General features: G+C 55.3%; 13 protein-coding genes. 9 read left to right on the forward strand and 4 right to left on the reverse strand.

Annotated elements, in window-relative coordinates; genetic code table 11:
- Positions 1-5: 5 nt before the first annotated feature.
- From hemJ to AC2D8V_RS16240, 7 genes are all read left to right on the forward strand, one after another.
- The gene (gene hemJ, locus AC2D8V_RS16210) at positions 6-455 is read left to right on the forward strand and encodes a protoporphyrinogen oxidase HemJ (protein ID WP_484734629.1); all 450 of its coding nucleotides are present in this window, start codon (positions 6-8) and stop codon (positions 453-455) included.
- 123 nt (positions 456-578) lie between these two features.
- The gene (gene rho / locus AC2D8V_RS16215; RefSeq protein WP_484734630.1) at positions 579-1,886 is read left to right on the forward strand and encodes a transcription termination factor Rho; all 1,308 of its coding nucleotides are present in this window, start codon (positions 579-581) and stop codon (positions 1,884-1,886) included.
- Between the two features lie 30 nt (positions 1,887-1,916).
- A complete protein-coding gene (mnmE, locus tag AC2D8V_RS16220) occupies positions 1,917-3,203 on the forward strand; it encodes a tRNA uridine-5-carboxymethylaminomethyl(34) synthesis GTPase MnmE (protein ID WP_484735176.1) in 1,287 nt (428 codons plus the stop codon).
- A gap of 2 nt (positions 3,204-3,205) precedes the next feature.
- Positions 3,206-5,077: a tRNA uridine-5-carboxymethylaminomethyl(34) synthesis enzyme MnmG gene (mnmG, locus tag AC2D8V_RS16225; RefSeq protein WP_484734631.1), complete on the forward strand. Its 1,872-nt coding sequence runs from the start codon at positions 3,206-3,208 to the stop codon at positions 5,075-5,077.
- Positions 5,074-5,688: a 16S rRNA (guanine(527)-N(7))-methyltransferase RsmG gene (rsmG, locus tag AC2D8V_RS16230; RefSeq protein WP_484734632.1), complete on the forward strand. Its 615-nt coding sequence runs from the start codon at positions 5,074-5,076 to the stop codon at positions 5,686-5,688. Before mnmG ends, rsmG begins: the two co-directional genes overlap by 4 nt.
- A complete protein-coding gene (locus AC2D8V_RS16235; RefSeq protein ID WP_484734633.1) occupies positions 5,681-6,490 on the forward strand; it encodes a ParA family protein in 810 nt (269 codons plus the stop codon). The genes rsmG and AC2D8V_RS16235 overlap by 8 nt, the downstream gene beginning before the upstream one ends.
- A gap of 11 nt (positions 6,491-6,501) precedes the next feature.
- Positions 6,502-7,404: a ParB/RepB/Spo0J family partition protein gene (locus tag AC2D8V_RS16240; RefSeq protein WP_484734634.1), complete on the forward strand. Its 903-nt coding sequence runs from the start codon at positions 6,502-6,504 to the stop codon at positions 7,402-7,404.
- Here AC2D8V_RS16240 and hemW read toward each other — a convergent pair.
- From hemW to rph, 3 genes are read right to left on the reverse strand one after another with little or no spacing between them, the layout of a single operon-like run.
- On the reverse strand, positions 7,401-8,558 hold the full coding sequence (gene hemW / locus AC2D8V_RS16245; RefSeq protein WP_484734635.1) for a radical SAM family heme chaperone HemW: 1,158 nt from the start codon (positions 8,556-8,558) through the stop codon (positions 7,401-7,403). The genes AC2D8V_RS16240 and hemW overlap by 4 nt on opposite strands.
- A complete protein-coding gene (gene rdgB, locus AC2D8V_RS16250) occupies positions 8,551-9,162 on the reverse strand; it encodes an RdgB/HAM1 family non-canonical purine NTP pyrophosphatase (RefSeq protein WP_484734636.1) in 612 nt (203 codons plus the stop codon). The genes hemW and rdgB overlap by 8 nt, the downstream gene beginning before the upstream one ends.
- Positions 9,159-9,872: a ribonuclease PH gene (gene rph, locus AC2D8V_RS16255; RefSeq protein WP_484734637.1), complete on the reverse strand. Its 714-nt coding sequence runs from the start codon at positions 9,870-9,872 to the stop codon at positions 9,159-9,161. The genes rdgB and rph overlap by 4 nt, the downstream gene beginning before the upstream one ends.
- Before the next feature lie 116 nt (positions 9,873-9,988).
- Between rph and hrcA the strand changes: the two genes are divergently transcribed.
- On the forward strand, positions 9,989-11,053 hold the full coding sequence (hrcA, locus tag AC2D8V_RS16260) for a heat-inducible transcriptional repressor HrcA (RefSeq protein ID WP_484734638.1): 1,065 nt from the start codon (positions 9,989-9,991) through the stop codon (positions 11,051-11,053).
- A gap of 9 nt (positions 11,054-11,062) precedes the next feature.
- A complete protein-coding gene (locus tag AC2D8V_RS16265) occupies positions 11,063-11,626 on the forward strand; it encodes a nucleotide exchange factor GrpE (protein ID WP_484734639.1) in 564 nt (187 codons plus the stop codon).
- A gap of 56 nt (positions 11,627-11,682) precedes the next feature.
- Here the strand turns inward: AC2D8V_RS16265 and mutS are convergent, their stop codons facing one another.
- Positions 11,683-14,334: a DNA mismatch repair protein MutS gene (mutS, locus tag AC2D8V_RS16270; protein ID WP_484734640.1), complete on the reverse strand. Its 2,652-nt coding sequence runs from the start codon at positions 14,332-14,334 to the stop codon at positions 11,683-11,685.
- Positions 14,335-14,442: the final 108 nt, after the last annotated feature.

The following is a 14,442-nucleotide window of genomic DNA, read 5'->3' on the forward strand; positions in this document are numbered from 1 at the left end:
CATACATGACTGACATTCTTTATTCGGCCTATCCATGGATCAAGGCATTTCACATCATGGCTGTGATCGCATGGATGGCAGGGTTGTTCTATCTGCCGCGGCTTTATGTTTACCACACCGAGCAGGTAGGCCAAGCGGGTGAAACCCATGAGGTGTTCCAGACCATGGAACGTCGCCTGCTCAGAGCCATCATGAATCCTGCAATGATCGCAACCTGGGTATTCGGCTTGTGTCTTGTTGCAACGCCGGGTCTGGTGGACTGGTCGGAGATTTGGCCTTGGACGAAGGCAGCTGGCGTTTTGGGTATGACATGGTTTCATCACTGGCTCGGCCGTCGGCGCAAAGATTTTATGTCTGCTGAGAACAAGCTGACTGGCCGGCAGTACCGGATGATGAACGAAGTGCCGACTGTCCTGATGGTGTTGATCGTTCTTTCCGTCGTGGTCAAATTCTAGGGAATTGACTCGCGCCTGCTGCGCGACTAGGTGTTCTGCACCGCCCCGTCCGGGGATGGCGCAGACCGAAACCTTATATTATTCGCCGGGCATGCTTGTTGCATGGTCGGTTATGGTGCTCGCATGAACTCTGATCAGAATGACCAATTCGACTCCGGTGAAAGCACCGGCACACTGAACCTCGCCGATCTCAAGCGGAAAAGTCCAAAAGACCTGTTGTCCATGGCGGAGGATCTCGAGATCGAGAACGCCTCGACAATGCGCAAGGGCGAGATGATGTTCCAGATTCTGCGCGAGCGTGCAGATGAAGGTTGGGAAATTTCCGGTGACGGTGTTCTAGAGGTCTTGCAGGATGGCTTTGGTTTCCTGCGCTCGCCAGAAGCAAACTACCTGCCGGGTCCGGATGATATCTATGTTTCTCCGGAAATGATCCGCAAATATTCATTGCGCACGGGCGACACGATTGAAGGTGTGATCAAGGCCCCTGACGATAATGAACGGTATTTTGGTTTGCTGGACGTGACGCAAATCAATTTCGAAGAACCGGAAAAAGCGCGCCATAAGGTGGCCTTTGAAAACCTCACGCCGCTCTATCCGGATGAGCGGTTGACCATGGAAACCGACGACCCGACGAGCAAGGACCGTTCCGCTCGCGTGATCGATCTGGTTGCTCCCATCGGTAAAGGCCAGCGGTCGCTGATCGTCGCTCCGCCGCGTACGGGTAAGACAGTTCTTTTGCAGAACATTGCGAATGCTATCGAACGGAACCACCCAGAGTGTTACCTGATCGTTCTTTTGATCGACGAACGCCCCGAAGAGGTGACGGACATGCAGCGCTCTGTGAAGGGTGAAGTAGTGTCATCGACATTCGATGAACCTGCGACCCGCCACGTCGCGGTATCAGACATGGTGATCGAAAAAGCCAAACGGTTGGTCGAGCATAAACGGGATGTTGTCATCCTGCTCGATTCCATCACCCGTCTTGGTCGCGCGTTTAACACGGTTGTTCCGTCATCCGGTAAAGTTCTGACCGGGGGTGTGGATGCCAACGCGCTTCAGCGTCCTAAACGGTTCTTTGGTGCTGCTCGGAATATTGAGGAAGGCGGATCTTTGACCATCATTGCGACTGCTCTGATCGATACGGGCAGCCGGATGGACGAAGTGATCTTTGAAGAATTCAAAGGCACGGGTAACTCCGAGATTGTGTTGGATCGCAAGGTTGCTGACAAGCGTGTCTTCCCGGCGATGGATATCCTCAAATCCGGTACCCGTAAGGAAGACCTGTTGGTCGACAAGATTGACCTGCAGAAAACCTTCGTTCTGCGCCGTATCCTCAACCCCATGGGCACAACGGATGCGATTGAATTCCTGTTGTCGAAGTTGAAGCAGACTAAAAATAACGCAGAGTTCTTCGATTCCATGAATACATAACTTATTGTTTAAAAACAGTGAGTTAACATGATTGATACGATATTTGCCTTGGCCACTGCGCAGGGTCGTGCGGGGGTTTCTGTTATTCGCATATCGGGGCCTGACGCACGTAACGTCGCATCAGCCTTGTGTGGGGAAATGCCAGCACCCCGTCGCGCGATGGTGCGGTCATTGCGCGACGATCAGAATGCTGTGCTGGATGAGGCTTTGGTCCTTTGGTTTCCGGCACCAGCAAGCTTTACCGGCGAGGATGTTGTCGAGCTTCAGGTACATGGCAGTGTCGCGGTCGTTCGTGCTGTCTTGGATGCTTTGGGTGCGACCGGTGGGGCGCGCGTTGCGGAGCCGGGAGAGTTCACCAGGCGCGCCTTGACGAACGGACGGCTTGACCTTGCTCAGGTAGAGGGATTGGCAGATCTTATCGATGCCGAAACCGAGGCTCAGCGGAAACAGGCACAACGGGTTCTTTCAGGTGCTATCGGTGATCGTGTCGAAGACTGGCGGGCAAAGCTGATACGCGCGGCAGCTTTGCTGGAGGCCACCATCGATTTTGCTGATGAAGATGTTCCAGTGGATGTTGGCCCTGAGGTCAATGACCTTTTGTCAGATGTATATCAGCAGGTGTCTCGCGAGATTGAAGGTTCGTTCGTCGCTGAACGAATACGCACGGGTTTTGAGGTTGCGATTGTCGGTCCTCCTAACGCCGGTAAGTCAACATTGCTGAATAAGCTGGCGGGGCGTGAGGCAGCGATAACGTCAGAGATTGCCGGTACTACCCGTGATGTCATCGAAGTTCGTATGGACCTCGATGGGCTTCCTGTCACGGTGTTGGACACAGCCGGCTTGCGGGAAAGCGAAGACAAGATAGAATCGATTGGTATTTCCAAAGCGAAAAATAGAGCAGAAGATGCAGACATTCGCCTTTTTCTGATTGGTCCGGATGAAGACCTCCCGCTGGCGATGCAGCCACACGATATTCGGGTCACGCCAAAATCCGACCTTCTTGAAGACATCAGTCATGGGATTTCAGGCGTGACAGGGGAAGGCATCCCGCAAATGATTGAAAAGCTGAAATATACGCTTGGAAAGAAAGCGGCTTCTGCCGGCATTGCCACCCATGCGCGGCACAGGGATGCCATGATTACAGCGGTGCAAGGCCTCACCGAAGCACAACAGGTTTTGGCTCAGGGCCCGGATATGTATGATATCGCTGCAGAAGAACTGAGAAGATCTATAAGGGCCCTTGAAATGTTGGTGGGTCGAGTCGACGTTGAGAATTTGCTAGATGAAATTTTCGCAAGCTTTTGCCTTGGGAAGTAGGAGTGTTTCACGTGAAACAATTTGATGTCGTGGTCATAGGTGGAGGACATGCTGGCAGCGAGGCGGCCCATGCTGCAGCGCGCATGGGTGCACGCACAGCGCTTGTGACAATGACCCGAGAGGGTATTGGCGTGATGTCTTGCAATCCTGCGATTGGCGGGCTGGGTAAAGGTCATTTGGTTCGTGAAATTGACGCAATGGATGGTGTCATGGGTCGCGTGGCGGATAAGGCGGGTATCCAATTTCGTCTCTTGAATCGAAGAAAAGGTCCTGCGGTGCAGGGCCCGCGCGCGCAATCTGATCGCGCGATTTATCAACGGGAAATGCTGGCCGAGACAGAAGCGCAGGAAAATCTGGAGATAATTGTTGGCGAAGCCGTTGATTTCATCATGAATCGAGGGATGGTATCCGGTGTTGTTCTGGCGGATGGGTCTGAAATTCCATCGCAATCCGTTGTTTTGACAACAGGGACATTTTTGCGGGGCGTTATTCACATCGGGGACGTGTCGCGACCAGGCGGGCGTTTTGACGACAAGGCATCTGTTAAGCTGGCTGACAGAATAGATGCGTTTGATCTGCCCTTGGGACGGTTGAAAACAGGTACTCCGCCTCGACTGGATGGCACGACCATCAAGTGGGATCTGCTGGATGATCAGCCGGGAGATGATGAGCCAACACTATTTTCTTTTATGTCAAAGGGTGTTTATGCACGGCAGGTGAGTTGCGGCATTACTCATACCAACGAGACAACTCACGACATAATTCGCAATAATCTGGCGAAGTCTGCGATGTACGGCGGCCATATTGACGGCGTTGGCCCTCGATATTGCCCGTCTATTGAGGACAAGATTGTCAGATTTTCGGATAAAACGTCGCACCAGATTTTCCTTGAGCCGGAAGGCCTGACGACAAATACAGTTTACCCGAACGGAATTTCGACGTCGTTGCCTGAAGATGTGCAGCTGGAGTATGTACATTCAATTTATGGCTTGGAAGGCGCTGTGATCCTCCAACCCGGATATGCAATTGAATATGATTACGTTGATCCCAGAGCGCTTGACGCCACGTTGCGATTACGAGACGTAAAAGGCTTGTATCTGGCTGGTCAGATCAATGGAACAACTGGCTATGAAGAGGCCGCAGCGCAGGGATTGGTGGCCGGATTGAATGCTGCCAGCGGCGCTTTGGGCCGTGATGAAGTGCGCTTTTCGCGATCGGAAAGCTATATCGGCGTAATGATCGATGATCTGACGACCCGCGGTGTATCCGAGCCGTACAGGATGTTTACCTCACGCGCAGAGTTCCGCTTGTCCTTGAGGGCAGACAATGCAGATCAGCGCTTGACGCCGCTCGGGATTGAGCTTGGCTGCGTATCAGAAGACAGAAAGACGCAATTCGGGGAAAAACTGGAGGCGCTGGAACAGGCGAAATCTCTGCTGACTTCCGAGACGTTCACACCCTCGCAAGCGAAAGCTGCTGGAATATCCGTTAACCAAGACGGGACAAGGCGGACGGCATTTCAATTACTTGCGTTTCCAAACGTCAGTTTCGCCGAGATTTCAAAGCTGGATCCTGAATTTGGAGTGTTGGACGATGATATCGCCCTGCAGATGTCGCGAGAGGCGCTCTACTCCAATTACATCGAAAGGCAGGCCAAGGATATTGCACTGCTTCGCAAGGATGAAGCACATGTTATTCCCGAAGGCTTTACCTATGCCGGTATTGATGGGCTTTCTAATGAACTAAAGGCCAAGCTTGAAGCGACACGGCCGGGAAATCTGGCGCAGGCCGGCCGGATCGATGGGATGACTCCGGCGGCTCTGACTTTGATCCTCGCAAAATTACGCCAGCAAGCCAAGAAACGCGCGTCATGACGCAGCCGCCTTTCGAAGGTTTGAATGTTTCACGTGAAACATTGGAGCGGCTGACAGAATACCATGACCTGGTTGTGAAGTGGACCGCACGGATCAATCTGGTATCAAAATCCAGTATATCTGATCTCTGGATCCGCCATATATGGGATTCCGCACAGATAATGATGTTGCCCGTTCATGGAAAGGTCTGGGTAGATATCGGTAGTGGAGGCGGGTTTCCGGCCTTGGTCATTGCAATCCTGTCTCACGAAACGGCGCCAGACCGGCATGTGATAATGATCGAAAGCGATCAGAGAAAAGCAGCTTTTCTGCGGACAGTCATTCGCGAGCTTGAGTTGAATGCAAAAGTCGTTGTTCAGCGCGTGGAAGATGTAAGCCCGCAAGGGGCAGATGTGGTGTCAGCGCGTGCGCTTGCTGATCTGACAGATCTTTTGGGGTTTGCGGATCGCCATTTGAATAAGAATGGCACTGCGCTGTTCATGAAAGGGGCGACTTGGGAAAAAGAGGTGCAAATCGCATCAGAATTGTGGTCTTTCCAGTGCGACGCGCATACAAGTAAAACAAATCCTGATGCAGCAATACTGGAAATAAAGGATATCGAGCGTGTCTGATCTGTCGCGTCCCGAAGGGCCGAAAATTATCGCGGTCGCCAACCAAAAAGGCGGTGTAGGCAAGACGACAACGGCGATCAATCTTGCAGCAGCACTCGCCGAGGCGGGCAAGCGGGTTTTGGTGGTTGATCTTGATCCACAGGGCAACGCATCCACTGGGTTGGGTGTCGAGATGGAAGACCGGACCTTCACCACCTATGATTTGCTGTTGGAAGACGTTGATCTGAAATCTGTTGTAATACCGACAGTTACGCCAGATTTGATGATCATTCCGGCGACAACAGACCTCAGTTCAGCTGATCTGGAGTTGATGTCGAATGAAAAGCGCAGCTTTCTTCTGCATGATGCCCTGCGCCAAATGCAGATGGACGCGTTTGAATTGGATTACATCCTGATCGATTGCCCGCCATCGCTGAATTTGCTGACGGTCAACGCGATGATTGCTGCTCATTCCGTGCTCGTCCCGCTGCAAAGTGAATTTTTTGCGCTTGAGGGATTGTCACAATTGATGTTGACCGTGCGGGAAGTGCGCCAGACCGGTAACAAGGATCTGAGAATCGAAGGTATTGTGCTGACCATGTATGATGCACGCAACAACTTGTCCCTTCAGGTAGAACAAGACGCGCGGGATAATCTGGGTGATCTGGTGTTTCAGACAGTGATTCCACGCAATGTGCGCCTGAGCGAAGCACCGTCTTTCGCGATGCCGGTACTCACCTATGATACCACATCCAAAGGAGCCGAAGCCTATCGTGCGTTGGCGGGAGAAGTCATCATGAAGAACAAAGTCAAAGTCGCGTAGAGGAGCAGAATATGGCGGAGGGAATTGATCGCAAGCGCGGGCTGGGACGGGGGCTGTCGGCCTTGATGTCAGATGTTGCGGAAACCGAGCAGACGGCCAGTGCAGGGCCGGCATCAGCGGATCGTAGTGTGCCAATCGAACAGGTCTCTCCCAATCCGGATCAACCCAGGAAGCGGTTTGCAGATGAAGACCTTGATGATCTGACCGCGTCAATTCAGGAAAAGGGCATCATCCAGCCATTGATTGTTCGCCCGGTGGGTCGTGATGCGTACGAGATTGTTGCGGGGGAGCGGCGCTGGCGTGCCGCTCAGCGTGCCCAACTGCATGAGATTCCTGTGCTGGTTCGGGATTTTACCGATGTAGAGGTTCTCGAAGTTGCGATCATCGAAAACATTCAGCGGGCTGATCTGAACCCCGTCGAAGAGGCGGCAGGCTACAAGCAGCTTATGGAGCGGTTTGGCCATACACAGGAAAAAATGGCAGAGGCGTTGGGCAAGAGCCGCAGCCATATCGCAAACCTGCTGCGGCTGTTGAATCTTCCCGAAGCCGTTCTGGAAATGGTGCGCGGGGGTGATCTGAGCGCGGGGCATGCGCGTGCGCTCGTGCCCGCTGACGATCCGTTGAAATTGGCTCAGCAGATCATCAAGGGTGGTCTGTCTGTTCGTGCCGCAGAAGCTTTGGTGAAGAAGCAACAATCCAAAGGTGATGGCAACATCTTTGAGGGAGACAAGCCCAAGAAGCCTGCCGCTGAAAAAGACGCGGATACCAAGGCCCTCGAAGGCGACTTGTCAGCGGCTCTGGGGATGAAAGTAGCGATTAACCACAAAGCTGACAGCGAGGAAGGTCAGGTTGTGCTGAATTACAGCAGCCTTGAAGAGCTGGATGAGCTTTGTCGCATCCTCAGCGGCTCTTAACCGCCCAGCAGTTTTGCGATCACAGCATTTAAAACGCTAAACCCTTGATTTGTAACAGTTAATCTATCGCTTGTGGATGTGATCATCCCAATTTCTTCAAGGTCGGAAATCGCGCGCTCTGGCAGACCATCACCTGCCAATGCTGCGTAGCGGTTCAGGTCTACACCTTCCTTTAGGCGAAGTCCCATGAGTAGCATTTCACTGGCCTGATCTTCTGCTGTGAGCGCCTGCCGAGGTTTTTCACGACTTGCCCCTTGAGGAGGCGACAACCACCGGGCCGGATTTCCGTAGGCCTCTGTCGCAAAGCGTTGTCCGTTTAGTGTGAGCCTTCCGTGGGCGCCTGGGCCAATCCCCACGTAATCACCGTACCGCCAGTAGACGAGGTTGTGTCGCGATTGTGCCCCGTCGCGCGCGTGGTTTGAAACCTCGTAGGCCGGCATGCCGGCATCTGCACAGATGTCTTGGGTCATGTCAAAAAGGTCTGCGCCCAAATCTTCGCCCGGCAGGCCTTTTAGCTTGCCCGCGTTATAGCGATCGCCAAAGGCTGTGCCCTGTTCGATGGTCAACTGGTACAGCGACAGGTGGTCGACCGCCATGGACAGTGCTTCTTGTAACTCGGTCTTCCACGCAGCGCGGGTCTGGTCCTGCCGTGCATAGATCAGGTCGAAGCTGACGCGATCAAAGGTTGCTCGGGCGATATCGAAAGCCGTGCGCGCCTCTGCCACCGAGTGAAGTCGACCCAAACGCCGTAGGTCTTCGTCGTTCAGCGCTTGCACGCCCATTGATATCCGGTTGACACCGCCGTCTCGATACGCACGAAAACGGCCAGCCTCGACAGATCCGGGATTGGCTTCAAGCGTGATTTCCAGATCATTGGCGACCGGCCATGCCGAGCGAATTTCGCGGATCACTTGCGCAACCGTTTCAGGATCCATCAGGCTGGGTGTCCCGCCACCGAAGAAAACCGAACGTAGCACGCGGCCTTGCGTTTCACGCGCAGCACGCTGCAGTTCGGTCAGATAGGCCGTGCACCATGCAGTTTGGTCAACATGCCGTGTGACGTGGCTGTTGAAATCGCAGTAGGGGCATTTGGCCTCACAAAACGGCCAGTGGATGTACAGGCCAAAACCGCCGTTTTCCCAATCGTCAGCCAAAACAACCCGCGATCAGTTTCTCAAATGCATCGGCCCGGTGGCTGATGCGATTTTTTTCTGACGGCTCCATTTCCGCAAAAGTCTTGTCGTACCCTTCCGGTTGAAACATCGGGTCATACCCGTGACCCGTACGCCCCCGTATGGGCCAGACAAGCGTACCACTTACCTTGCCGACGAAGATTTCTTCATGGCCGTCCGGCCAGGCCAGAACCATTGTTGCGTTAAAGCTTGCGCGTCGCGGGTGGGGCGCGTTTACCGCTTCAAGCTTGTCATGGGTTTTGGTCATCGCCATCAAGAAGTCACGCCCGTTCGGAGTCTCTGCCCAGTCAGCGGTGTACACGCCCGGAGCACCGTCCAAAGCATCAACCATGATCCCAGAATCGTCGGCAAGCGCGGGTAAGCCAGTTGCGGCAACAGCAGCCCGAGCCTTGATTCGGGCGTTTCCTTCGAATGTATCTTCAGTTTCTTCGGGCTCTTCCAGTTTCATCTCAGCGGCGCCCACCACGTCGACACCGTAGGGCGCAAAGAGCTGCTGCAATTCTTCCAGCTTGCCGGCATTATGGGTTGCCACCAAAAGGCGGGAGCCGTCGAACCGTCGCGTCATTCGGTGGCCGCCTTTTGTGCCAAAACCAGTTCGCTTACGCCTTTTTCTGCAAGGTCCATTAGCGCGTTCATCTGATCGCGGGAATAGGTAGCGCCCTCCGCACTCATCTGGACCTCGATCAACTGTTTTGAACCGGTCATGATAAAGTTGCCATCAACGCCTGCCTCGGAATCTTCCGGATAATCCAGATCGAGCACGGGCTGCCCTGCGTAGATGCCACAGCTGATTGCTGCAACAGGATCGACCAGCGGATCCGCGGAAATATCACCAGCTTTTAGAAGTTTGTTCACTGCAAGCTTGAGCGCAACCCAGCCCCCGGTGATGGACGCACAACGGGTGCCGCCGTCCGCCTGCAACACGTCACAGTCAACGGTGATCTGACGTTCGCCCAAGGCAACCCGATCCACGCCCGCGCGCAGGCTTCGGCCGATAAGGCGCTGGATTTCGACAGTTCGGCCACCTTGCTTGCCCGCGGCGGCTTCGCGGCGCATTCGCGTGTTCGTTGCGCGCGGCAGCATGCCGTATTCCGCAGTGACCCATCCCAGACCCGACCCTTTGATGAACGGCGGTACGCGATCTTCGATCGTTGCGGTACACAACACATGGGTATCGCCCATCTTGATGAGCGCCGATCCTTCGGCATGTTTGGTAAAACCTGTTTCGATGGAAACAGTCCGCATTTCGTTGAGGTCTCGACCGGAGGGGCGCATGGACTATCCTTTTTGCTGAGTGCATCGTCGATACGGGCGGACGACGCGTGATGCAAGCCCGATTGAATTTTCCACCCGCTGTGCTTTTATTCAATGGCGTGTGATAAAGGAATGCGATGAACGACGTACCGAATATCCTTGGTGAAATGAATGACCGCTCGCGTGAAGTATTCCGTCGGGTGGTTGAAGGGTATCTTGAAGACGGGTTGCCCGTCGGATCGCGTACCCTGACCCGGGATTTCAGCGAAAAGGTATCTGCGGCCACGATCCGCAATGTGATGCAGGATCTGGAGTATCTGGGCCTGCTGGACAGCCCGCATGTGAGTGCCGGGCGTGTCCCTACTCAGCTTGGTCTGCGGATGTTCGTGGACGGATTGATGGAGGTGGGCGATCTGACGGACAGTGACCGGGACCGGATCGATGCCACGATGACCTCGAACGCCGAGGATGTGAGCGGCGTTCTCGACCGCGTTGGATCGGCTTTGTCTGGCGTGACGCAGGGCGCTTCGCTGGTGCTGACGCCAAAACGCGAAGCACCCATCAAACATATAGAGTTTGTGGCGCTCTCGCCGGAACGCGCGCTGGTCGTGCTGGTTTTTGCAGACGGCCATGTGGAGAACCGGTTGTTCTCTCCGCCACCCGGTCAGACGCCATCCTCGATGCGCGAAGCCGCCAATTTTCTCAATGGTCTGATCGAGGGGCACACCATTGGTGACTTGCAGACCATCATAGCGCGAGAAATCGCAGGCCGGCGTCAGGAGATTGACGTTCTGGCGAGAGAGTTGGTGGAAAGCGGGCTTGCGGTATGGGAAGGAGAAGGTGAGCAGATTGAACGGCTGATCGTGCGCGGGCGGTCGAATCTGCTGTCGGGTGATGGAGAAACAGAGGACCTCGAGCGTATTCGCCGATTGTTTGACGACCTTGAGCGCAAGCGTGACATCGCCGATTTTCTGGAATTAGCCGAAGAAGGCGACGGCGTGCGCATTTTTATTGGGTCAGAAAACAAACTTTTTTCACTTTCGGGTTCCTCTCTGGTGGTTTCCCCATATATGAACGCTGATCGAAAGATCATTGGTGCCGTGGGTGTCATTGGTCCGACACGACTGAACTATGGACGTATTGTGCCGATTGTGAATTACACGGCACAACTGGTTGGCAAACTGATATCCGACCGGAGTTAGAGGTGAAGAATGGCTGAGCCAAAAGAAAACGAATTTCTGGATGATATCGAAGAGGCAGAAGCGGAAGCTTATGCTGAAGAGATTGAGGATATCGCGGACGAGGCGCTGGAGTTGGATGCGCTCCGTGCCGAACGGGATGAATACAAGGACCGTTTCATGCGCGCGCTGGCGGATGCCGAAAACGCGCGGAAACGCTCTGAACGGGATCGCCGTGAGGCCGAGAACTATGGTGGTTCGAAACTGAGCCGCGATATTCTTCCTGTTTATGACAATATGAAACGCGCGCTGGACACTGTGACCGACGAGCAAAGGCAGGCGAACGCCGCGTTGATCGAAGGGATCGAACTGACCATGCGCGAGCTTTTGAGTGTCTTCAAAAAGCACGGCATTGAGATCATCGCACCCGAAGTTGGTGACAAATTCGACCCCAAATTGCATCAGGCGATGTTCGAGGCACCGGTTCCCGATACCAAGGCAGGGGACATCATTCAGGTCGCCGCTGAAGGGTTCATGTTGCACGACCGTCTTTTGCGCCCTGCACAGGTCGGAGTGTCGTCAACACCGGCCAGTTAGGCGCGGGTGGAGAGCGGCCCTCCGGGGGGAGTTTATCTGGCAAAGTGAAGGAGCGGTCAGGACCTGGCCGCTTCTTTCAGTTTATAAACCAGATCAAGCGCCTGTTTTGGGGTGAGTTCGTCCGGATAGATTTCGGCGAGCGCATCTTCGAGCGCAGAGGATTTGGGGGGCGCAGGTGGCGGTGGCGGGGTCGCGGAGAACAGCGGCAGATCGTCTATGAGTGTCTTTTGCGTCGCACCACCCTCCCGTTCACCTTTTTCCAGCGCGTCAAGAACGACGCGGGCGCGGGCGATAACGCTGCCTGGCAAGCCGGCAAGCTGGGCAACCTGAACCCCATATGAGCGATCGGCTGCGCCTTTGCGCACTTCGTGCAGGAAAATCACTTCGCCTTCCCATTCTTTGACCGCAACGGTGGCGTTCGAGACACCTTTGAGCTTGCCAGAAAGCGCGGTCATCTCATGGTAATGCGTCGCGAAAAGCGCACGGGACGCATTGACGTCATGCAGGTGTTCCAGCGTGGCCCAGGCGATGGACAGACCATCATAGGTGGCGGTGCCGCGGCCGATTTCATCGAGGATCACCAGTGCGTGGGCATCCGCCTGGTTGAGGATGGCGGCTGTTTCGACCATTTCGACCATGAAGGTGGATCGTCCGCGCGCGAGGTCGTCAGAGGCACCAACCCTGCTGAACAGCTGGCTGACCAGACCGATATGTGCCGCGCGGGCAGGTACGAAACTGCCCATTTGTGCAAGCAGCGCAATCAGCGCGTTTTGACGCAGAAACGTCGATTTGCCCGCCATGTTCGGACCTGTGAGCAGCCAGATCTGTGCCTCCCCCGGATCGGCCGAGAGGTCGCAGTCATTGGCGATGAATGCTTCCCCGGATTGTTGACGCAGGCTGTGTTCGACAACGGGGTGGCGACCACCGGTGATCGCAAAGGCACGGCTGTCGTCAACTTTCGGACGCACCCAGTCTTCGGCGACGGCAAGCTGCGCGAGGCTGCTGACGAGATCGAGCGTGGCAAGTGCTGCTGCCGTTTGCGCGATGCGCGCGGCGGCTTCGAGCACGGCTGTGCGCAACGTGTCAAACAGCCCTTTTTCAATTTGCAATGCCCGCGCGCCGGCATTCAGGATTTTTGTTTCCAGTTCTGACAGGGCGACCGTTGTAAAGCGAACTTGGTTGGCGGTTGTCTGGCGGTGAATGAATGTTTCGGAAAGCGGCGGCGACAGCATCTTGTCCGCATGGGTTGCGGTTGTTTCGATGAAGTAGCCGAGAACATTATTGTGTTTGATCTTTAGCGAGGAAATCCCTGTTTCAGAGACGAAAGCCTGCTGCATTTCCGCAATTACGCCACGGCCCTTATCGCGCAGGTCCCGGGCTTCGTCGAGGTCTGCATCGTAACCTGCCGCGATAAAGCCACCATCCCGCGCCAAAAGGGGAGGTTCGGCAATAAGGGCCGCGTCCAGATGATCGCACAGGGTGTCGTGCCCTGCCAGATCACGGATTGCGTCTGACAAAACCTGTGGCATGTCGTGGCCCGACAAATCAGTGTGCAGTACTGCTGCCTCTGTCAGGCCGTTTCGAATCGCGGCAAGATCACGAGGCCCGCCACGGTCGAGTGAAAGCCGCGACAGGGCGCGATCCAGATCGGGCACCTTGCGTAGTGCCTCGCGCAAACCGTCGCGAAACGCGGCGTTTTCTGCAGCAAAAGCCACGCTGTCGAGGCGGTCGAGTACAGTTTGCAGATCGCGTGATGGGCTGGACAACCGCTGAGACAACAGGCGCCCGCCCGCGGCTGTGACCGTTCGGTCCATAACAGCCAGCAAAGACCCGGCGCGTCCGCCGGACAGCGCTTCGGTCAGTTCCAGATTGCGTCTGGTCGCGGCGTCGATCTGGACCGTGCGTGCCTCGGATTCTTTTCGGGGTGGCGCAAGGAGCGGGAGCTTACCTTTTTGCGTAATATCAAGGTATTGAAGCGTGGCGCCCATGGCAGCAATTTCTGCGCGGGAGAAACTGCCGTAAGCGTCCAGTGTATCGACCCCGAAGAGATCGCACAGGCGTTGCTCGCCACCGGTGCTGTCGAAGGTGGACCGCGCCAGCGGTGTAAGCGCCACGCGGAAATCTTCGGAGATTGGGCGCAATTCGGGTTCAAGACTGTCTGATACGATCAACTCGGAGGGGGCCAGTCGCGCGAGTTCTGGACCGAGGCGCGCCTGCGACAGGGACATCACATGGAAAGCACCGGTGGATATATCCACCCAAGCCAATGCCTGTGCGTCTCGTGCTTGAGCGTATGCGGCAAGGTAGTTATGGCGCCGCGCTTCGAGCAAAGACTCTTCGGTCAGCGTGCCGGGGGTGACCAGACGCACGACATCGCGTTTTACCACTGATTTCGAACCGCGTTTTTTTGCCTCTGCCGGGCTTTCCAATTGCTCGCACACGGCTACGCGAAAACCTTTCCGGATGAGCGTCAGAAGGTAGCCTTCTGCGGCGTGAACGGGCACGCCGCACATGGGAATATCGCTGCCGTCATGCTTGCCACGCTTGGTCAGCGCGATATCGAGGGCTTCTGCTGCGGCGACCGCGTCATCAAAAAACATCTCGTAGAAGTCGCCCATGCGGTAAAACAACAGCGCATCAGCATGGCGATCTTTGATCTCGAGATATTGCGCCATCATTGGCGTCACGGCAGAGCGCGGATCGCTCATAGTCTCCCCCTGATCTGGTGTCCGGGAACGATACTCCACACTCTATCTGGTTGAAAGAGGTGTTGGCCGTCGGTGTTGGCGCTAAACCTGTTGCTGGGCAGTTGTTTG

The sequence above is a fragment of the Roseobacter sp. YIN89 genome (assembly GCF_057219365.1).